This window comes from Cyanobacteria bacterium QS_8_64_29 (assembly GCA_003022125.1).
In the GTDB taxonomy this organism is placed as follows: Bacteria; Cyanobacteriota; Cyanobacteriia; order Cyanobacteriales; family Rubidibacteraceae; genus QS-8-64-29.
The window spans coordinates 100,922-120,401 of sequence record PXQH01000002.1; the positions used below are offsets into that span (position 1 = coordinate 100,922).

Annotated in this window: 16 protein-coding genes and 1 tRNA gene; 11 read left to right on the forward strand and 6 right to left on the reverse strand. The window is 60.5% G+C overall.

The window, feature by feature from the left end; all coding sequences use genetic code 11:
* The first annotated feature begins 2 nt into the window (after positions 1–2).
* Complete coding sequence (locus BRC58_01310; protein PSP19440.1) at positions 3–938, forward strand: hypothetical protein; 936 nt, start codon at positions 3–5, stop codon at positions 936–938.
* Positions 939–966: 28 nt separating this feature from the next.
* On the opposite strand, the gene BRC58_01315 is transcribed toward BRC58_01310, so the two are convergent.
* Positions 967–3,042 (reverse strand): molecular chaperone DnaJ, encoded by a 2,076-nt coding sequence (locus BRC58_01315; GenBank protein ID PSP19441.1) that lies wholly within the window; start codon positions 3,040–3,042, stop codon positions 967–969.
* Positions 3,043–3,254: 212 nt separating this feature from the next.
* Here BRC58_01315 and pdhA point away from each other — a divergent pair, with 212 nt between their 5' ends.
* Positions 3,255–4,289 carry a pyruvate dehydrogenase (acetyl-transferring) E1 component subunit alpha gene (gene pdhA, locus BRC58_01320; protein ID PSP19442.1) on the forward strand — a complete coding sequence of 345 codons (1,035 nt, stop codon included), beginning with the start codon at positions 3,255–3,257 and terminating at the stop codon, positions 4,287–4,289.
* Here pdhA and BRC58_01325 read toward each other — a convergent pair.
* Positions 4,286–4,702: a DUF1815 domain-containing protein gene (locus BRC58_01325; protein PSP19443.1), complete on the reverse strand. Its 417-nt coding sequence runs from the start codon at positions 4,700–4,702 to the stop codon at positions 4,286–4,288. The two genes, pdhA and BRC58_01325, sit on opposite strands and share 4 nt — an antisense overlap.
* A 246-nt stretch (positions 4,703–4,948) precedes the next feature.
* Between BRC58_01325 and BRC58_01330 the strand changes: the two genes are divergently transcribed.
* From BRC58_01330 to tkt, 3 genes are all read left to right on the forward strand, one after another.
* Positions 4,949–5,197 (forward strand): acyl carrier protein, encoded by a 249-nt coding sequence (locus BRC58_01330; protein ID PSP19444.1) that lies wholly within the window; start codon positions 4,949–4,951, stop codon positions 5,195–5,197.
* Between the two features lie 59 nt (positions 5,198–5,256).
* The gene (gene fabF, locus BRC58_01335; GenBank protein ID PSP19445.1) at positions 5,257–6,507 is read left to right on the forward strand and encodes a beta-ketoacyl-[acyl-carrier-protein] synthase II; all 1,251 of its coding nucleotides are present in this window, start codon (positions 5,257–5,259) and stop codon (positions 6,505–6,507) included.
* A 135-nt stretch (positions 6,508–6,642) separates the two neighbouring features.
* Positions 6,643–8,646 (forward strand): transketolase, encoded by a 2,004-nt coding sequence (gene tkt / locus BRC58_01340; GenBank protein PSP19446.1) that lies wholly within the window; start codon positions 6,643–6,645, stop codon positions 8,644–8,646.
* Between the two features lie 59 nt (positions 8,647–8,705).
* Here the strand turns inward: tkt and BRC58_01345 are convergent, their stop codons facing one another.
* On the reverse strand, positions 8,706–10,493 hold the full coding sequence (locus BRC58_01345; GenBank protein ID PSP19447.1) for an aspartate--tRNA ligase: 1,788 nt from the start codon (positions 10,491–10,493) through the stop codon (positions 8,706–8,708).
* Positions 10,494–10,625: 132 nt separating this feature from the next.
* A tRNA-His gene (locus BRC58_01350) sits at positions 10,626–10,698 on the reverse strand.
* An 83-nt stretch (positions 10,699–10,781) separates the two neighbouring features.
* Between BRC58_01350 and BRC58_01355 the strand changes: the two genes are divergently transcribed.
* Positions 10,782–11,147 (forward strand): hypothetical protein, encoded by a 366-nt coding sequence (locus tag BRC58_01355; GenBank protein PSP19463.1) that lies wholly within the window; start codon positions 10,782–10,784, stop codon positions 11,145–11,147.
* A 13-nt stretch (positions 11,148–11,160) separates the two neighbouring features.
* Here the strand turns inward: BRC58_01355 and BRC58_01360 are convergent, their stop codons facing one another.
* Entirely contained in the window at positions 11,161–12,447 is a 1,287-nt protein-coding gene (locus tag BRC58_01360) for a coproporphyrinogen III oxidase (protein PSP19448.1), read from the reverse strand.
* A gap of 100 nt (positions 12,448–12,547) precedes the next feature.
* Between BRC58_01360 and BRC58_01365 the strand changes: the two genes are divergently transcribed.
* The 4 genes from BRC58_01365 (at position 12,548) to BRC58_01380 (ending at position 17,398) form a co-directional block, all read left to right on the forward strand.
* Positions 12,548–13,627: a hypothetical protein gene (locus BRC58_01365; protein PSP19449.1), complete on the forward strand. Its 1,080-nt coding sequence runs from the start codon at positions 12,548–12,550 to the stop codon at positions 13,625–13,627.
* 78 nt (positions 13,628–13,705) lie between these two features.
* Entirely contained in the window at positions 13,706–14,956 is a 1,251-nt protein-coding gene (locus tag BRC58_01370; protein ID PSP19450.1) for an MFS transporter, read from the forward strand.
* Complete coding sequence (locus BRC58_01375) at positions 14,953–16,632, forward strand: GH3 auxin-responsive promoter (GenBank protein ID PSP19451.1); 1,680 nt, start codon at positions 14,953–14,955, stop codon at positions 16,630–16,632. Before BRC58_01370 ends, BRC58_01375 begins: the two co-directional genes overlap by 4 nt.
* 31 nt (positions 16,633–16,663) lie before the next feature.
* Positions 16,664–17,398 carry an aspartyl beta-hydroxylase gene (locus tag BRC58_01380; protein PSP19452.1) on the forward strand — a complete coding sequence of 245 codons (735 nt, stop codon included), beginning with the start codon at positions 16,664–16,666 and terminating at the stop codon, positions 17,396–17,398.
* A gap of 16 nt (positions 17,399–17,414) precedes the next feature.
* Here BRC58_01380 and BRC58_01385 read toward each other — a convergent pair whose 3' ends face one another.
* Complete coding sequence (locus BRC58_01385; protein ID PSP19453.1) at positions 17,415–17,918, reverse strand: fatty acid hydroxylase; 504 nt, start codon at positions 17,916–17,918, stop codon at positions 17,415–17,417.
* A gap of 170 nt (positions 17,919–18,088) precedes the next feature.
* On the opposite strand from BRC58_01385, the gene BRC58_01390 reads away from it, so the two are divergent.
* Complete coding sequence (locus BRC58_01390) at positions 18,089–19,369, forward strand: cysteate synthase (GenBank protein PSP19454.1); 1,281 nt, start codon at positions 18,089–18,091, stop codon at positions 19,367–19,369.
* The last annotated feature ends 111 nt before the right edge of the window (positions 19,370–19,480 follow it).

The following is a 19,480-nucleotide window of genomic DNA, read 5'->3' on the forward strand; positions in this document are numbered from 1 at the left end:
GCATGTACGGCAAAATCCTGGTTCCGCTGGATGAATCCCAACGATCCGAGGCCATCCTGCCCCATGCTGAGAACCTAGCGCGGCATGGCGAGACGCAGCTGGTGCTGGCTAGCGTCGTCGAGCCGCAAGCGCGCAGTACCATCATCGACCTCAACCGGGAAAAAGAGGTCCGCTTCCAGCCCCGGCGCATCGAGCAGACCGAGCGCTATCTCACGGGGTGGCGGAATCGGCTGCGCGATCGCAGTATCGCCAGCGACATCTTGGTGCTGAGCGGCACTGCCACCGACGGCATCCTGCACGCTGTCGAGCAGCTCCAGCCCGATTTGCTCGCCATGTGCAGCCACGGCCGGACTGGGCTGGCTCGGGCGTTTCACGGCAGCGTGGCTGCTGGGGTCTTCAACCGCGTCCAGTGCCCGCTGCTGCTAGTGCGCGCGCAAACTGAGGTGCGGCAGGCCAGCAACGACCGCATCTTGGTTGCGTTGGATGGATCCCAGCGAGCTGAGGCCATTTTGCCCCACGCTCAGGAAGTTGCGCGTCGCTACGGGGCCCAACTAACGCTGCTGCGCGTGCTGCGCACCAACTACCAGACGGCTGCCGAGATTGGGCTGGACGAGCCGTTTGAGGAAACCGCCACGGCCAACGACCTGTTCGATCGAGTCGGCGGCCACCAAGAGGCCGAGCGCGTCCGAGACGCCCAACACTACTTGCGCAGCTGGCACGATACTCTGCGCGAGCGCGGGTTTGCTGCAGAGGCGCGCTTGCTCTTCGGCCAACCCATCGAGGCAATTGCGGCGGTGGCCGACAGCATCGACGCGGATTTGATTGCCATGACCAGCCACGGGCAAAGCGGCTGGACGCAGGCATTCTACGGCAGCGTTGCGTCGGGAACGCTCCACCGCACGGCGCGACCGCTACTGCTGGTGCGGGCGGATGGGTAAAGCACCGACCGGGTTGGGATAAGCGAGCTTAGGGGTTGCCATCGCGGCGCTCGACCGCTGCAATTTGCCAGCGTCCGTCTTGGCGGACCAGCGAATAGCGCAGCGCGAGCGTGCTGTCGTAGCTGCTCTCCGGCGACGGCGCGCCCTGTCGGTAAGTTTGGGCGCGCTCGCGGACGGTCGCTTCCACCTGGGCACTCTCCTCCGAGCGCTCGCTAACGCTCACCGATTCGATTGCATGCTCGAAGCGTTGGTAGCGATCGCGGCGCTGCAGCGCTCGGGCGCTGGCCTGGCGCTTCGACAGCATGGGATCGCTCAGCACTTGCTCCAACTGCCCGATCTGGTGTTCGGGGCCCATGGCTTGGGCTTTGGCCTGGAGCCAGTCGCGAATGGCCTGGCGCGCTTGCGAGGCTTGCAGCGACGGTGAGGCGGGCGGCACCTCCACAGTGGGCCGATCTAAGCGCAGGACCAGGGCTTCCCCAGCTGGCGCAGTGGGCGAGCTGGCACTGCGATCCCCTAGGTTTTGAAAAGCCCGAACTGTGGCATAGCTAGCCGTTGCAATGCCGGCAACGCCCAGCCCTGCCAGTAGCAGAAGCCGCCCCCGACGAAAGCGCAAGCGCTGCTGCGACGGATGCAGTTGGCGGCTATCGCCGGGTGGCCCCGTGGCAGGTGCGGCGCGCTCGTGGCTACTGCCAGCTGACGCTGGCACTGGCTCGGTCGCAACGGCCGTTGCGGTGGCGGATGGCACGGCTCGGTCTGGCTCGGTGTGGGCGCTGCCTGCCTGGGCGCCGCCTGCCCAAAACTGAGCCTCGACTGGTCCGTAAGGTCGCTCGTCGCTGAACTGTTGCTGCTCGAGCTCCCACTGGACGCGCTCGTCGGCAAAGTAGTCTTTGAGCGAAGCTGCTTGCTGGGCCAGATCCTGGAAGTGGGGAAAAACCTGGGTGCGCAACCAAGACTCGCTGTAGGCGCAAAGGCCGGGCAACCAATCGGGCGCCCCGACCGAGTTGCGGCGGATTTCGCGCGCAACGTCCGGATCGGCAATTTGCTCAGCCGCTTGGTGGGCGCGATCGGTTTGGCCCAGCAACAAGGCACAAACCGCCTGCTCGAGGCCAACCTCCTGCTCGCGCTCCCAGCGCGCCAGCAGCGTTTGAGCGCCCGCGATCGCGCCCAGTTGGCGGTAGGCAAAGCCGCGCGCAATCTGCGCGCGAGCAGCCAGGTACGCGGCGGTTGCCGAGGGGCGCTGCGCTTCGGCATCGAACAAAGTCTGCTGCTGGGCGGCTGTCAGGTAAGGGCGCAGCTGCTGAACGAACAGCAAAAAGGCATCAGCATCCAGCCCAGAGCCATCTCGATCGCTCCCTTCGATACCGCCGCGCGCTTCCAGCATCTCGCGCAAAAGCTGCAATCCCTGATGCTTGCGCCACGACCCCTCGCCCGATTGCGAGACGGCCTCCAAAATGCGGTAGGGGCGCAGTTTGGCCAAATCGGCAGCGATTGCCTGTTTGAGATCCCCAAACAGCCCTTCTCGGGTGAGCAAGTCCCAGCCTTGTTGGCCCAGCCTCGCCGCGCGTTCGTATTGGCCCTGGCGCCACGACTCGCGGCTGCTTTCTAAATAAGCGACGGCCAGCACGCGGACCAGATCGCCCCGCTCGGAGGCGGTTTCCCAGCCAGCTGCCTCGGTGCTAGGGTAGTAGCGATCGCGAAAGCGAGACTCGGCGATACCGCGAGCGCGCTCGCACTCGCCCAACTCCTGCAAAATGAGCAGTGCGCCCACAACCCGATCGTCGCGAACCTCGATCCAAGGAGTGGCTGCATCCTCGCTGCCATGGCTCTGCCAGGAAGGGCGCTCCGTTTGGGGCAGCTGGATGGGTGCGGACTCGCGCTCGGGCGGCGGGGACAAAAAATGGGCATCGTATTCGGCCCGCCGTTCGGGATCGCACAAGATATCGCGCGCCACGGCCAATAGTTGCTGTCGCGCTTCTAGCGCCGTGGCGCTGTATGCCTGGCGAGGCTGTTGCTGGATGCGATCTTGGTAAGCCCGTTCGATCTCATCAGCCGTTGCCTGAATGGGAACCCCCAGAATCTGGTAGTAGTCGAGTGGAATTCGCACGATATGCTTCCCGCACGCTTCGCGAGCGAACTGAACGGGTTACCCCTAGAGGCCGCCTGGCTCGAGGCGCGGGCTCAGCCAGCCGCTAGCCTCAATGCCAAAGTCTAGCTCAAGCTCGCCCCCTTGCAACGGTCTGGCGTCCTGCGAGCGAGTGCCGCTGCCGCTTTGGGCTTGACCCGCCACCGCGTTTTGCCGTCAGCACCAACCACCCTATGGTTTCGGAACGGACCTTACCCAAATTCCACGACACGCCGCCCCAAATCACCAAAGCGCAAGGCCTGCAGCTCTACGAAGACATGAGCCTAGGCCGCGCGTTCGAAGACAAATGCGCCGAGATGTACTATCGCGGCAGAATGTTTGGCTTCGTTCACCTCTATAACGGCCAGGAAGCGGTCTCGACTGGCGTCATTCAAGCCCTGCGCCGGGGAGAGGATTTCGTTGCCAGTACCTATCGCGATCACGTCCATGCCCTAAGCTGCGGCATCTCGCCCCAAACCATCATGGCCGAGCTGTTTGGCAAAGAAACCGGCTGCAGTCGGGGGCGCGGCGGCTCGATGCACTTGTTCTCTCACACTCATCGCCTGTTGGGCGGCTACGCTTTTGTTGCCGAAGGGATTCCGGTGGCAACCGGCGCAGCCTTCCAAGCCCAATACCGGCAGCAAGTCTTCCAACAGGCAGACGCCGATTGGGTCGTGGCTTGCTTTTTGGGCGATGGGGCCACCAACAACGGGCAGTTTTTCGAGTGCCTCAACATGGCCTCGCTCTGGAACCTGCCCATTGTCTATGTGGTGGAGAACAACCAATGGGCAATCGGCATGGCGCACGAGCGGGCGGCGGCCCAGCCCGAGATTTACAAAAAAGCCCACGCCTTCAATATGCCCGGTGTCGAGGTCGATGGCATGGACGTTTTGGCCGTTCGCTCGGCCGCGCAGGAAGCGATCGAGCGCGCTCGCAGCGGTAACGGACCGACGCTAATCGAAACGCTCACCTACCGGTTCCGCGGGCACTCGCTCGCCGATCCCGATGAGCTGCGCTCGGACGAAGAAAAGCAGCAATGGCTGACGCGCGACCCGCTCAAGCGGTTTGCCGCTCACCTAACCGAGCGGAACTTGGTCGATCGCGAGGAGCTGCAGGCCATCGACGAAAAAGTCGAGCGGCAAGTCGAAGAAGCGGTCGAGTTTGCCGAGAACAGCCCTGAACCGGATCCCAGCGAGCTCTACCGCTACATCGAGGCTGACAGCGACTAGGGGGTCCCCTCCTCGCTGGCCGTTGTGCCGGCGGCCTGCGAGGGGGGAGTAACGCCGGCATTGGGGGCAATCGCTTGGCTGGCACGCTCGTTGGGATCGGCGGAGGGCTCGAGCGAGTACTTGACCAGATCGGCCAGATCTTGCAGTTGCCCGATGGCTTCGGCCCCCTCCAGCTTCATCAGCTCGTGATCGTCGCGCATCTCGGTCCAGGTGATACCGTAATCGGACACCAGGAAGCGGATGAGGTGATTGTCATCCAGGCTCACCATAAAGGAGGCGCTGCTCATTTCATTGCCGCAGGTGTAGCAAGACGCCAAGTAGCCGCGCTTTTCCAAAACAATCGCGAGCGCCTGGAGGTTCATGACCAAATCGCGCACGAACTGGCGGTGCTGCTGGGCGAGCCGTACGAACACTGCGATTCCTCCAAAGCCATCACGCGGTATTGCTTGTCAGGCGACTGCGCCAGCTCAAGCAGCGATACGATCCTAGCTTAGCTCGCCAGCGGCGGGGCGTCCAGCAACTGCCCCGGGAGTGGTGGCATCCCGCTAGCAGCAGCGTTGGCTGCAATGGCACCACCTCCGCGCGCTTTCGGCTAAGATGAAACGGATGGAGGACTGTAAGATGGCACCCGTTAGGTGGGTCTGCCTGAGGAACGTATTATGAGCCAGGAAATTTTTGAGAAGGTGCAAAAGATCGTTGCCGAGCAGCTCGAGGTCGATGCCAGCGAGGTTCAGCCTGAGGCCAGCTTTGCCAACGACTTGGGGGCTGACTCGCTAGATACGGTCGAGCTCGTGATGGCCCTGGAAGAAGAATTCGACATTGAAATTCCGGACGAAGCGGCCGAGAACATTGGGACCGTGCAAGCGGCGGTCGATTACATTAGCGAGAAGGTTACTGCGTCGGCCTAAGGGCGCTGCTGCCCCTAACTGTCCCGGATGCTCGCGGCATCCGCTAGCTAGCGATAGACATGGCAGATTGGCAACCCAGACGCGTGGCCGTTACCGGGCTGAGTGCGATCGCCCCAGTAGGGAACACGCTGGAGGCATACTGGGAGGGACTGCTAAACGGGCAAAACGGCATCGCGCCCATCTCGCACTTCGATGCCTCCGAGCATGCGTGCCGCATCGCCGGGGAAGTTAAAGGCTTCGATCCCAGTCCCTACCTGCAGCGCAAAGAGAGCAAGCGCATGGATCGCTTCGCGCAGTTTGCCGTTTGCGCCAGCAAGCAGGCCCTAGCGGACGCGCAACTCGAGATTGACGAGCGTAATGCCGGCCAAATTGCCACCATCATCGGGACTGGCATTGGCGGCATTAAGGTCCTCGAAGACCAGCAAGCGATCTATCTGTCCCGCGGGCCCGATCGCTGCAGCCCGTTCATGGTGCCGATGATGATCGCCAACATGGCTGCCGGCCTGACCGCCATTCACACCGGCGCGCAAGGCCCCAACTCCTGTCCGGTGACAGCCTGCGCGGCCGGTTCTAACGCCGTGGGTGACGCGTTTCGCACCATCCAGCGCGGCGACGCCCAAGCAGCCATCTGCGGCGGCACCGAGGCTGCCATTACGCCGCTAGCTGTGGCTGGCTTCTCCGCTGCCAAGGCCCTCTCGGCCAACAACGAGGCTCCCGAGCGCGCCTGCCGCCCCTTTGATCGTGATCGCGATGGGTTCGTCATGGGCGAGGGAGCTGGCATTTTGATCCTCGAGGAGCTCGAGCACGCCCGCGCGCGCGGGGCCTCCATTTACGCAGAAGTGGTGGGCTATGGCATGACCTGCGATGCCTACCACATGACCTCCCCCGATCTGAACGGTCAGGGGCCAGCCCGCGCCATCGAGCTAGCCCTCAAAGACGGCGGTATTGCCCCCGAGCAAGTCAGCTACATCAACGCCCACGGCACCAGCACCGCCGGCAACGACGCCACCGAAACCCGCGCCATCAAGCAGGCGCTCGGCGATCGCGCCCGCGAGGTCGCTATCAGCTCGACCAAATCCATGACCGGTCACCTGCTCGGCGGCGCCGGCGGCATCGAGGCAGTTGCGACGGCCATGGCCACCGCCCGCGATCGCGTGCCGCCGACGATCAACTTGGATGCCCCCGATCCCGAATGCGACCTCGACTATACCCCGCACGCCAGCCGCGCTCAGCCAGTGGAGGTGGCGCTCTCCAACTCGTTCGGCTTTGGGGGGCACAACGTTACGCTAGCCTTGAGAAAATATGCCTAGCAGTCTCGAATTCGCGGTGCCAGGTAGGGCACGATGCGCGTTCGAGCCGAGTTTCCCCTACAGCGCTCGCTCGAGCGTTGCCGCCACCGCACCGGCCTAGCGCTCAACACCATTGCCGTTTAGCCCAACGCAACTATGGTCGCGACCAGCCAATCCCTGGAACAACTCTGTATCAACTCGATTCGCTTCCTAGCGGTCGATGCGGTCGAAAAGGCAAGCTCCGGTCACCCGGGACTGCCCATGGGGGCCGCTCCCATGGCATTCGTCCTGTGGGATCGCTTTTTGCGCCACAATCCCAAAAACCCGGACTGGTTCGATCGTGATCGTTTCGTGCTCTCGGGCGGTCACGGCTGCATGCTGCAGTATGCCCTGCTCTATTTGACCGGCTATGAGGGCATGACCCTCGACGACATCAAGCAGTTCCGCCAGTGGGAGTCCAAAACGCCAGGCCACCCCGAAAACTTCATGACCGAAGGGGTCGAGGTGACCACGGGGCCGCTGGGCCAAGGCATCTCCAACGCCGTCGGACTGGCCCTGGCCGAGGCCAACTTGGCCAGCCGCTTCAACCAGCCCGATTGCAACATCATCGACCACTACACCTACGCCATCGCCAGCGACGGCGACATCATGGAAGGCGTCTCCAGCGAAGCCTGCTCGCTGGCGGGCCACATGGGGTTGGGCAAACTGGTTGTCCTCTACGATGACAACCACATCTCTATCGACGGGCCCACCGAGCTGGCCTTTAGCGAGGATGTGAATAAGCGCTACGAGGCCTACGGCTGGCACGTCCAGCACATCGAGGGCGGCAACGAGGATCTGGACGCCATCCACCGCGCGATCGAGAACGCGCAGGCTGCCACGGATCGACCCTCGCTCATCCGCGTCACCACCACCATCGGCTACGGCTCGCCCAACAAAGCCAACACCCACGAGGTCCACGGGGCACCGCTCGGGGGCGATGAAGTTACTACGACCCGCCAGCAGTTGGGGTGGGACTACCCGGAATTCACGGTTCCCGAAGACGCGCTCAACCACTTCCGCCAGGCCGTGGATCGCGGCTCCAAGCTCGAGGCCGACTGGAACGAGCGCTGGCAGCAGTACCGCACGCGCTACCCCGAAGCAGCGGCAACGCTGGAGCGCCTAATGGCCGGCAAGCTCCCCGAGAGCTGGGAGAGCACGCTGCCAACCTTCTCCCCAGAAGACAAAAAAGACGCCACGCGGGGATACTCGCAGGGCGTGCTCAACGCCCTCTCGGGCGTCATGCCCGAGCTCATCGGTGGCTCCGCCGACTTGGCCCCCTCCAACAAGACCCTGGTCAAAGCCGAAGGCGACTTCAGCAAGCACGACCACGCCGCCCGCAACCTGCGCTTTGGGGTGCGCGAGCACGGCATGGGGGCCATCTGCAACGGCATTGCCCGGCACGGCGGCCTGATTCCCTATGGGGCGACCTTCACTATCTTTACCGACTACATGCGGGCCGCCATCCGGCTCTCGGCGCTCTCGCGTACGGGCTCGATTTGGGTCACCACCCACGACTCCATCGGCCTGGGCGAGGACGGCCCCACTCACCAGCCCATCGAGCAGCTCGCGTCGCTGCGAGCTATGCCCAATCTGACCGTCATTCGCCCTGCTGACGGCAACGAGACCTCGGGGGCCTACAAAGTAGCCATCGAGCAGCGCAACGCCCCGACGCTGCTGTCGCTCTCGCGCCAGAAAGTCCCCAACTTGCCCGGCACCTCAATTGAGGGGGTCACCAAAGGCGCTTACGTTCTCTCCGACAGCAACGGGCCGCCCGAGCTGATCCTGATCGGCACGGGCAGCGAGGTGGAACTCTGCCTCCAGGCCGCCCAGCAGTTGCGCGATGAAGGGCGCAACGTCCGCGTGGTCTCCATGCCCAGCTGGGAGCTGTTCGACCGGCAGGATGCCGCCTATCGCGAGTCGGTCCTGCCAGCATCGGTAAGCAAGCGCCTGGCGGTTGAGGCCGGTGCCACCTTCGGCTGGTGCCGCTACGTGGGTACCCAAGGCGATGCCATCGGTATCGATCGCTTTGGCGTCTCCGCGCCCGGCGATGTCGCTCTCGAGAACTTTGGCTTCACCACCGATAACGTGGTGGCTCGCGCCAAGCAGCTGCTGGGCTAGCGCAGCCAGCACCGAGTCCAGCTCGATTGCTCCCCTGCCTGCAGGCAGGGGAGTTGACTTTAGGTATCCGGCTCTGCGGTCGAGGTCACGTGCAGCTCCTTGAGCTGGCGCTCCTCAACCTCGCTGGGAGCCTCGGTGAGCGGGCAGGTCCCCTGCTGCGTTTTGGGGAAGGCAATGACATCGCGGATGGAGCACTCGCCCGCCAGCAGCATGGCCAAACGATCCAAGCCGTAGGCAATGCCGCCGTGCGGCGGGGCGCCGCTATCGAGCGCTTCCAGCAAAAAGCCGAACTGGCGGTAGGCCTGCTCGAGCGGAATGCCGATGGCCTCGAATACCTGCTCCTGTACGGCGCGCTGGTGGATGCGCAGGCTGCCCCCGCCAATTTCGACGCCGTTGTAGACCAAATCGTAGGCCTGGGCCCGGGCCGTTTTGAGATCGCCCAGGTCATCGGGATGGGGAGCCGTAAACGGGTGATGCAGCGGTTCCAGGCGCTTTTCCTCTGGGTTCCACTCAAATAGGGGGAAATCCACAATCCAGAGCAGCTGCGGTTGGCGATCGTCGATGAGCTCGAGCTCGGCGCCCAGCGTTTGCCGCAGCGCGTGCAGGGTCTGGTTGACCGTAACGGCATCGCCGGCCCCGAACAGCAGCAGATCGCCGGGCTGGGCCTCCGCGCGCTCCAGGATTTGGTTTTGTTGCGCCGCGCTCAAGTTGCTCTCGAGCGCCCCGATGGTCTCAATGGCGTTGCCCTCGCGCACGCGCATGTAGGCGAGCCCCTTGGCCCCTGCCTCGCTGGCCACGTTGAATAGGTCGCCGCCCGGCTTGATGCGCACGTTGGCAATGCTCTCGTTGCCGCCGGGTACGGGCAATACCTTGACGATGCCGCCGCTGCTGACGGCATCGGCAAAGACTTTAAAGCCGCAGTTCGCGACAATATCGGAGATATTGGCGAGTTCTAGGCCAAAGCGCGTATCGGGTCGGTCGGTGCCGTAGCGCGCCATGGCTTCGTTGTAGCTCAGGCGTGGGAACGGGCGCGGCAGCTCGATGCCGCTAACGGTACGGAACACGTGGGCAATCAGGGCTTCGTTGAGCTCTAGGAGCTGGGCCTGGGAGACAAAGCTGGCCTCCAGATCGAGCTGGCTGAACTCGGGCTGGCGGTCGGCGCGCAAGTCCTCGTCGCGGAAGCAGCGCGCGATCTGGTAGTAGCGCTCGAAGCCTGAGACCATCAGCAGCTGCTTGAACAGCTGCGGCGACTGTGGCAGCGCGTACCACTTGCCGGGATTGAGCCGCGAGGGGACCAGGTAGTCGCGCGCGCCCTCAGGGGTGGAGCGCGTCAGGATGGGCGTCTCGACCTCGACAAAGCCGGCTTCGTCTTCCAGAAAGCGGCGGATCGCCTTGACGACCTGATGGCGCAAGTGCAAGTTGCGATTGAGCCGCTCGCGGCGCAAATCCAGATAGCGATACTGCAGCCGCAAGGTCTCGCGTGCCGTTTCGGTTTCGGTGGCCGAGACCTGCAGCGGGAGCTGCTTGCCCACACTGTTGAGGAGCTCGATGCGATCGGCATAGACCTCCACTTCGCCGGTGGCGAGCTTGGGATTGACTGACTCGGACGGACGTTGGCTGACGCGCCCGGCAACGCGCACGACGTATTCGTTGCGCAGCCCATCCGCCGGTTCGTAGGACTCGGGCGTCCGCTCCGGATCGCTAACGACCTGCACGATGCCGCTGCGATCGCGCAGGTCTAAAAAGATCACGCCCCCGTGGTCGCGGCGGCGATCGACCCAGCCGCAGAGCGTTACGGTCTCGCCAGCTTGAGCAGCGCGCAGCTCGCCGCAGTAGTGCGTTCGCATAAACCTCGAGTGTCAGAGCTTGCTAGCCACCGGCAGCCGCCCATTATCCAGCATTAGCCCCGCCGGTTGCAGCGGCCCCCGACGCAAAAAACCGGGTGCGCCAGCACCCGGATCCAAAAGTTTAGCTAGCAGGGCGAACGATGGGATTCGAACCCACGAATAGTGGAACCACAATCCACCGCCTTAACCGCTTGGCGACGTTCGCCGCGCATCTAGGCTACTATAGCACCTCAATTGGGAGCGTGGGGTCGTAGGAGGGGACAGGGCATGCGGATGGTGCCGCTCGCATTGCCGGCTGCGGGCTTGGCTGCGCTGGCCGCAGCAATGGCCGCCACCAACCCGGATCGGGTGGCCTACGAACGCTACGCCACCCAGCGCCTGTCGCGCTACCTCAAAACTGACCTTTGCCCGCAAGCCTCGGCGGCGGGCGGCAAGAGGTGGCCGGCGTGGTTGCAGCGCCAGTGCGATCGCGCCGTCGAGTCCGGCCAGCCCCAAATCCGCCGCGCCATCGCCCAGGCCACCGAGTGCCAAGACTGGGTGCTGTTCAGCATTTACCGGACCGAGCTCTCGGCTTCCCCCATCGGGCCAGCCTATCGGGTCGCCACCGTGGGCGCGTTCCAACAGTTCGTCACCTACCGAGTGCAGCGGCCTTAGCCCCAATAGCCCCCTACTCGAGCTGGGCGAACAGATCGGCCAAGACCGCATTGGAGACCAAAAACCCTTCAGGGTCGCTCAGGCGCAACCGCCCTTGAGCTGGCACCGGCTGGCCGTTCTCGAGGGCAACGGCTCGGCCGCTGGCATCGAGCGCCTCGATCCAACCGCGCTGGTTGTGGTGCTGCAGGATGGGCTCAATTCGGTGCAGCGCGGGCGAGCTGCAGTGCTGGCGCAGCCAACGCAGGCGGATGCCTTCGCGCAGGCGCAGCCCCAACATTAAGCCCTCGAGCAGGTCATCGGCCTCGGGGGCCGACGCTCGCGATGGTTGCCAACCGTGGCGCTGCAACTGCCAGACCCAGGCGTAGTAGCGGCGCCGCGTGACCGGTCGCGTCAGCCGTTGCCCGCCCACGCGATCGCTGGCCCCCATACCTAGACCGTAGAAAGGCCGGTTCTCCCAATACTGGCGATTGTGGCGGCACTGGTAGCCGGGCAGGGCATAGTTGGCGATTTCGTAGTGGGTATAGCCTGCTGCAGTGAGCGTGCGCTGCGCCTGGCGATACATTTGGGCGGCCGCGTCCTCACTCGGTAGCGGCGGCCGGTTGGGAGACAGCTGGCGCCCGAAGGGGGTCTCGGGCTCGAGCGTTAGGCCGTAACAGGAAAGGTGCGTCGGGCCCAGGCGCACGGCCTCAGTTAGCGACGCTTGCCACTGGGTCTGGCTTTGGTGGGGCAGGCCGAAGATCAAATCCAGGCTGAGGTTAGAGAAGCCGGCACGCTGGATGCAATCGAGGGCCGCATACGTATCGGCAAGCGAATGCGCCCGCCCGCAGACAGCGAGCAGCTCGCCCTGAAAGGCCTGGACGCCCAAGCTCAGGCGGTTGACCCCGGCTGCCCCATAGCCGCGCAGGCGCTCGGTGTTGAAGGTGCCCGGATCCACCTCCATCGAGATCTCAGCATCGGCCGCTAGGCCAAAGCGGCGATCGAGGCGCGTTAGGAGGTCGCCCACCTGCTGAGGCGATAGCAACGAAGGGGTTCCACCCCCCAAAAAAACGGTCTCCAGCGGCACGCCTGAAGGCGGTGTTGCCGCGATTTCTTGGCCCAGAACCGCAACGTAGTGCGCCAGGGTATGGCGCGCGCCGTTGAGGGGGCGATCACCGACCACCGAAACGGGAAAATCGCAATAGTAGCAGCGGCGGTGGCAGAACGGAACGTGCAGGTAAGCTGCGCGGATGAACTCGCCCTGTCCCCGTTCGCAATGCTGGCTCTGGTGCGAGCGAAAACGGCTCGCTATGTCAGTTGCCATGCCCGGGCAGTGGGAAGCAACGGCTAAGCCTCATTCGCAATTGCTGGCTGCCGATATAATTGATAAACAATACCGCTACGCTCGTGCAGCCAGAATCGCCATGATTGATGCCATTATTATTATTGTTTTTATCTTAGCAGGGGCGGGCCTGGGCTTCGACAGCGTAGCGCTTTTGCCGGAGCGGGTGCTGGAGCCGGTAACGGATGTAGGCGGACTGCGATGGGTGGTTGCCGGCTTTGGCGCGTTGGTAGGGGGCGCCTCAGGCTTGGGCGCTCAGGCTGTCTATCGGCGCTTGGAAGCCCAAGCGCGCAATACCCCTGTTGCCGTCATTCTGACCCGCTCGGCGGGACTGGCCTTGGGGTTGCTGTTGGCCAATTTAATGTTATTGCCGCTGTTTTTGCTGCCCATACCGGCTGAGCTGGGGTTGCTCAAGCCGTTTTTGGCAATTGTGGGTAGTTTGATTTTTGCGGTTTTGGGGGTGAGTTTGGCCGATACGCACGGCCGGACGTTTTTGCGCTCGATCGATTCCAACAGTGTCAAATCGATTTTGGTGGCCGAGGGAACGCTCAAACCGGCCTCAACCAAAGTCCTGGACACGAGCTGCATTATCGACGGCCGCATTGAAGAGTTGCTCGAGACCGGTTTTATTGAGGGGCAGATCCTCGTTCCGCCTTTTGTGCTCGACGAGCTGCAGCGATTGGCCGATGCACCCAACGACAGCAAGCGCGCGCGCGGACGCCGCGGCTTGGACATTCTCAAGCGGATGCGCGAGAACCACGCGGATCGGATTGCCATCCATATCTCGGACTACCAGGAGGTGCCCGCAGTCGATGCCAAGCTGGTGCGCTTTGCCCAGGAAATTGATGGCACGCTGCTAACGACCGACTACAATCTCAACAAGGTGGCCGACTTACAGCAAGTCCCCGTCCTGAACGTCAATGACTTGGCCCAAGCCCTGCGTCCAATCTACGTGCCCGGCGACACGCTAGAGCTCAAAATTCTGAAAGAAGGGAAAGAACCAGAACAAGGTGTCGGTTACCTCGAGGATGGCACGATGGTGGTCGTCGAAGACGCGCAAGCCTACGTCGGTGGCGAGCTGCCCGTCGTGGTCACCTCGGCGCTGCAAACCTCAGCCGGCCGCATGATTTTTGCCAAACCCAAGGCCTCAGTGGCCGCTTGATGGCGCGATTGCCAGCCATTGGGGCGCCGTAGTAATGTGGCTGCCGGCGCTAGTTTTGCCGCGGCAGGTAGCGGCTGTATGCCCGATGCCCCCAAGGCCAAGCTGCCAGTACCGCTGGCCGATCGCATTCCTAGCGGTCGAATGCCACTTTTGGCGCTACTGCTGGCAGCTGCCTGCTTGACTAGCCTAACCGGCAGCGCTTTTGCCCCCGTTTTTCCCGATGCCGTTGCAGGGCTCGAGCTCGATCCGCGCTGGGCAGGCATGCTCGTTAGTATGCCCAAGCTAACCCTAGCTTTGGCAGCACCGCTGCTAGGAGCCTTGGCAGCTCGCATCGGCCAGTTTCGCGTCCTGGTGGCATCGCTAGTTAGCTTTGCCGTGTTTGGCATGGCGGGTGCCCTCGCCCAAACGTTTGGAACGCTTGCGATGGCGCGTGGCCTGGTTGGAGCGGCTAGTGGTGGCATTTCGGCAGCCGGGCTGGGAGTGGTCGGACGCTGGTTCTCGGGCACAACGCGATCGCGGCTGATCGGCTATACGGCCAGTGCCATTGCTGCTACGAGCATCCTGTTTCCGCTGCTAGCAGGATGGTTGGGCTCGTTCCACTGGCGCTATGCCTTCGGCCTCTATGGTTTGGCTTTGCCCGTTGCTTTTGCCCTCGCCATAGCAGCTCGCTCGCCAGCCAATGCCTCGGCCGCCCGCGGAGAAGCAATCCAAATCCGCCACCTGCTGGGTGCCTTGCGAGCACCTGGTGTTTTGTCCGTGCTAGTGGCGCTGTTTGGGGCTTCGGCCGTTTTCTACACCGCAATTGTCTATGCTCCCCTTTACTTTCAAGCGGCGATTGGTGCCGATGCCATGCTCAACGGCACGATTTTGGCTGCACGGGCTGTGGGAGCTGCCCTTATATCGGCGGTCGGGGCAGCTCGGATGGTACGGCAGTTCGGTACGAGTGCAACGCTAAGTACCGGTTGGGGGCTAATGGCACTCACCCTAGCTATCATTCCGTTGCTGGCAACCCCGCAGGTGGCGCTGTTGGCAGCGTTCGGGTTTGGCATCGGATTTGGCCTGATCGTGCCCAATCTCTACGACATGCTTGCCGAGCGCATCGCCTGGGAGCAGCGTGCCACCTTGCTGTCGTTAGCCCCCGGCCTTGCCGCACTAGGCCAATTTGGCTCGCCGCTGATATTCGGCCCAGTCTGGCAATCCGGCGGCGAGCGGGTTTTTTTTTCGCTGCCGCCGTGGCGCTCGCCCTGGGCGTACTGCAACTGGTGGGGGATAAAGCCACGTTGCAGCGCTAGCAAGGGTGCGAACTTGATGGAGGCGCCAGCCCCATGAACGGTGCATTTCAAGTGGCTGCCAGCATGCTAGTTCGTTGGGTGACTGCCCGGTTTAAGGATAAAACCCGGCGGACGGGTGCCGTGCAGCGAGCATTTTTGCTGAAGTTACTTCGGCAGCAGCAAAATACCGCTTTCGGTCGCCAGCATGGCCTGGACCGGATTCGGACAGTCGAGCAATTTCGAGCGCGCCTTCCCATTCGGAGCTACGACTACTATCGCCCGTACGCCGAACGCGTTGCTCGGGGGGAGCCGAACGTCCTAACGGCTGCGCCCGTTGATTGTTTGAATATCTCTAGCGGCTCGACAGGCCGGCAGAAGTTCATTCCCGTAACGCCGCAAGCCCGTAGGGCTCGAGGCAAGGCGCATTTAACAGGGATTTGCTTTGGCATTTTGGCTGCCCAGCAGCAGCAACGCTCCATCGGCCAAGTCTTAATGCCCGGCCCCATTCAATTAGCAGGCCATACAGCAGCGGGGATTCCCTATGCTCCTGTCAGCGTAGGCGATCTGCGATCTAAGAACTGGCTGTCTCGCCAGCTGTTTGCCCACCCCTACGAGGCATTGCAGCCCAGTAACAGCTTGGCACGCCATTACGCTTGCCTGCTGTTTGCCCTTAAAAACCGGAACACGCGCATCATTGCTGCTACATTTCCAGTCCTGGCACTGCGAATATGCCAGTATTTGGAGGACTACGCCGAATCGTTAATTGCCGATCTGGCACGCGGCACGATTGCTGCTTGGGTGCCGCTAGAAGCTGGATTGCGCAAACGATTGGAGCGCAGGCTGTCGCCGGCTCCCCAGCGCGCTCAGCAATTGCAGCAGGTCGTAGAGCGTAACGGTCGCTTGACGCCCATTGCAGCTTGGCCGAATCTAGCCTTTGTTGTAACGGCACGCGGTGGGACCTCTGACTTTTACCTACAGAAATTTACTCAGTACTTTGGTGATACGCCAGTTTTTGGTGGCATCTATTCCTCAAATGAAGCTGTATTTGGCATCTGCTCTAATTTTGATGACGACAGTGCTATTTTGGCCATAGAAAGCGGTTTTTACGAGTTTGTTCCACCCCAGGAGTGGAACAAACAACAACCAGAAACATTACTGGCCGAGCAAGTCATAATTGGCGAGCAATACCGGATTTTAGTTACTAATTATAATGGCTTCTACCGTTATGATATTGGCGATATTGTGGAAGTCGTTGGTTTTTATGGTAATGCACCCACTATTGTATTTCGCTACCGCTGGGGAGGTACGCTGTCATCAACTACTGAAAAAACCACTGAAACCCACGTAGTACGTACCATACAGCGGCTACAGCGCGAATTCAACCTAACGTTGGAAAACTTTTGCATTACGCTTGCTGAGCATCAGATTCCACCTCCGTATATTCTAAATATAGAGCTAGCTTCCGGAGCCTCTCTCGATAATCCACAAGCGTTTCTACAGCGGTTTGATAGCGAACTAAAAGCCATTCACGATTTCTACGCAATCAAGCGCCAAAGCCAAATTCCGCCCCCCCAACTGCGGATTCTCGCTCCAGGTAGTTTTGCTCAAGTCCGCGAACGGATGTATCAAAATGGTATTCCAGAAAATCACGTAAAAGTGCCACACATAAGTGAGGATAGTAACCTTTTAGCTGATCTACAAATCAAACAAGAGTATGCTTTTGCGAGTAGCTAGAAAAGTCAAGTAGGTAGGGAACCGATCTTCTATGGCTAAAGACTGGATTAAAACGCTCGTTGATACGCCTCTTATCAAGCACCTTGAAAGATCGGTCCCCAAACATTCACGTATAGGGGATTCGCGCTTTTTTGGTACCGACCAGTTTCCGTGGGCCAAACGCTTAGAAGCTAATTGGCAGCTCATCCGTCAAGAACTCGATGGAGTGCTGGAGCGCGTAGGCGAACTCCCCAACTTCCAGCAAATCATGCCGCGCCAGGGCCGCATCAGTCAGGATGATGGCTGGAAAACCTACTACTTTTATGCCTTTGGCTTTGTCGCGCGCAAAAACTGCGAGCGCTGCCCGCAGACCTGGCAGCTTATCAAGGATATTCCCGGGTTGAAGGTTGCCTTCTTTTCCATCCTCAGTCCCGGCAAGCAAATCCCGGAACACTGCGGCAAGCATAAAGGCATCATTCGCTATCACCTAGGCTTGCGGGTTCCCCATCCCCAAACCGCTTGCGGCATTCGCGTTGGTGACGAGACAGTCCACTGGATAGAAGGTAAGAGCCTTATATTCGATGACACTTTCCCACATGCTGCCTGGAACAATACATCTGGGTATCGCGCTGTTTTGTTTCTAGATGTTGCTCGCCCGCTTCGCTTTCCGCTCTCGCTAACTAACTGGGCATCTTTTCAAATTCTAGCTTTCTCTCCATTAGCGCGAGAGGCCAAGGCCAACCATCGCCAATGGGAGAAACGCTTCGAGAGCACCGACAAGGAATAAAATTTTAACTATTAGACTACCACCACTTTAGTTGAAAGTGGCCCTTTTGCGATTGAGATAGCTCTCGTTCGGTCAGCCACTCAACAGGTTTGTAAGTCCCAAACAAATGGTCCCACCAGTCAACAGCTAAGCCGAAATTATGATGCCACATATTATATTTATGATGAACGTAGTGAACGGGCATTTCCATCCAGAAGCATTTGGTAGGATTTTCGTGCTGGAGCTGGTGAGCGTAAGCTGAAAAAATCGCATAGCTTAGGCTGCCAGCCAGCCATCCTAGACCAGCACTCCAGGACAGCAATAGTGGTAATAGCATGGCAGCAAAGCCACCTCGAACGTAGTCACCGAATTCCCATAAAACGCCCTGCCCCTCATTGCGGCGATGGTGGTCGCGGTGGCGCTCCCCAATGCGATGGTTAACATGCATTAAACGATGGAGCCAGTACTCGACCAAGCTTGCAACAATAAAAGCTGCAGTGAAGCAGGCGATTGCAATTGCCAACGAATTCAGCGCAATCATATTAATTCCCAGCGATTTGTCCTATTATTGTATTATATTAACTAAACTCAGTACCTGCTTGATGACTGGGCAGTTCCAGCCACCTTGGGAAGCTGCTTGAGCGAACGGATCGGGTCGGTTTTCAATAGAACTCCACTTTTGCTTGGGGCGGCATCCTGATTGTGCCATTTATGAGCCAACACTACCAGCTCAAATGTTCCGTTTGTGGCTATACATTTGCAGACGATGGCATATCGCTAGCATGCCCTAGGGAACATGAGCCTGGCCTGCTTATAACTGAATACGTCACGAAGGCATTTGCCCCTGATCGGAATGCTCCCGGTATTGCCCGCTACTGGCGCTGGTTGCCAAGCTTCCAGATCTCTAGTAGTTCCTGCATCCCTATTACCTACCAAAGCGAGAGATTAAATCGAGCCTTAGGACTCCCCAATTTATGGATTGCATTTAGTGGTTACTGGCCAGAACGGGGAAGCGAATTTGCAACAGGGACGTTTAAAGAGCTTGAAGCTCGCTCGGTTGTTGCGCGCGTACCGCACCTAACGGAAACGTTAGTTGTTGCTTCAGCCGGCAGTACTGCGGCGGCATTTGCGCATGTCTGCTCGCAGCAAAAACTATCTTGCTTAATTATCGTACCAGCGCGCGGACTTGCCCGCATGCGCTTATTCGAACCGCTTCATCCGTGCGTGCGGGTTATCTCGCTGACGGGAAGAGCGGATTATAGCGATGCCATCTCGTTAGCTGAGCGACTCTCACAGTTGGATGGATTCATCCTAGAAGGCGGCGTTAAAAATGTCGGACGCCGCGATGGGATCGGCACAATACTGCTTAGTGCTGTTGAGGCAATCGGACACCTACCCGATTGCTACTTTCAGGCGATTGGTAGCGGTGCGGGAGGAATTGCAACTTACGAGATGTCTCAACGCTTGATTGGTGACGGTCGGTTCGGTCGTAGGGTACCGCAGTTGATGTTGAGCCAAAATCTACCCTTTGCTCCGATCTATAGGGCTTGGAAAGGCCAAAGTCCTACTTTAGATAAGGAGAATGTGGAGATGGCCAAACAGCAAGCCAAACAAATTGTCGCCGACGTACTATCTAACCGACAACCTCCTTATGCCATTCGAGGCGGTATTGTTGACGTTCTGACAGCTAGTGACGGCAACATGCTCGCGGCAACCAATCGGGCAGCCTGCCGCGCATTGAATTGGTTCCATCGCTGTGAGGGAATCGATATTGACCCGGCTGCAGGTGTAGCGCTAGCAAGCCTGATCGATGCAGCATCACAAGGCAAACTCAACCGGGATGCCACAATTTTGCTACATCTAACCGGCGGCGGCTTTAGTTACCGTCAAGCTAGATCTCCACTTGATTTAGTTAAGCCAACGCTCGAGCTCGACGTGAGTGATATTGGTACCGAACGATCTCTGGAACAAATAACTGCCCTGTTTAGCTAAGCCGTTTTATACTTAGAGCGCCTAACAGAACTTCTGCAGGTGGTTGAACAGGATGAGCGCGCAGCCCAGCTTGAGAAAGGCTTGGTGCATATCAGCACGCCGCTCATCCCG

Coding starts and splice junctions, on each gene's coding strand:
- BRC58_01310 (PSP19440.1), top strand. CDS start 3: ATGTACGGCAAAATCCTGGTTCCGCTGGATGAATCCCAACGATCCGAG.
- pdhA (PSP19442.1), top strand. CDS start 3,255: ATGGTTTCGGAACGGACCTTACCCAAATTCCACGACACGCCGCCCCAA.
- BRC58_01330 (PSP19444.1), top strand. CDS start 4,949: ATGAGCCAGGAAATTTTTGAGAAGGTGCAAAAGATCGTTGCCGAGCAG.
- fabF (PSP19445.1), top strand. CDS start 5,257: ATGGCAGATTGGCAACCCAGACGCGTGGCCGTTACCGGGCTGAGTGCG.
- tkt (PSP19446.1), top strand. CDS start 6,643: ATGGTCGCGACCAGCCAATCCCTGGAACAACTCTGTATCAACTCGATT.
- BRC58_01345 (PSP19447.1), bottom strand. CDS start 10,493: ATGCGAACGCACTACTGCGGCGAGCTGCGCGCTGCTCAAGCTGGCGAG.
- BRC58_01360 (PSP19448.1), bottom strand. CDS start 12,447: ATGGCAACTGACATAGCGAGCCGTTTTCGCTCGCACCAGAGCCAGCAT.
- BRC58_01365 (PSP19449.1), top strand. CDS start 12,548: ATGATTGATGCCATTATTATTATTGTTTTTATCTTAGCAGGGGCGGGC.
- BRC58_01370 (PSP19450.1), top strand. CDS start 13,706: ATGCCCGATGCCCCCAAGGCCAAGCTGCCAGTACCGCTGGCCGATCGC.
- BRC58_01375 (PSP19451.1), top strand. CDS start 14,953: ATGAACGGTGCATTTCAAGTGGCTGCCAGCATGCTAGTTCGTTGGGTG.
- BRC58_01380 (PSP19452.1), top strand. CDS start 16,664: ATGGCTAAAGACTGGATTAAAACGCTCGTTGATACGCCTCTTATCAAG.
- BRC58_01385 (PSP19453.1), bottom strand. CDS start 17,918: ATGATTGCGCTGAATTCGTTGGCAATTGCAATCGCCTGCTTCACTGCA.
- BRC58_01390 (PSP19454.1), top strand. CDS start 18,089: ATGAGCCAACACTACCAGCTCAAATGTTCCGTTTGTGGCTATACATTT.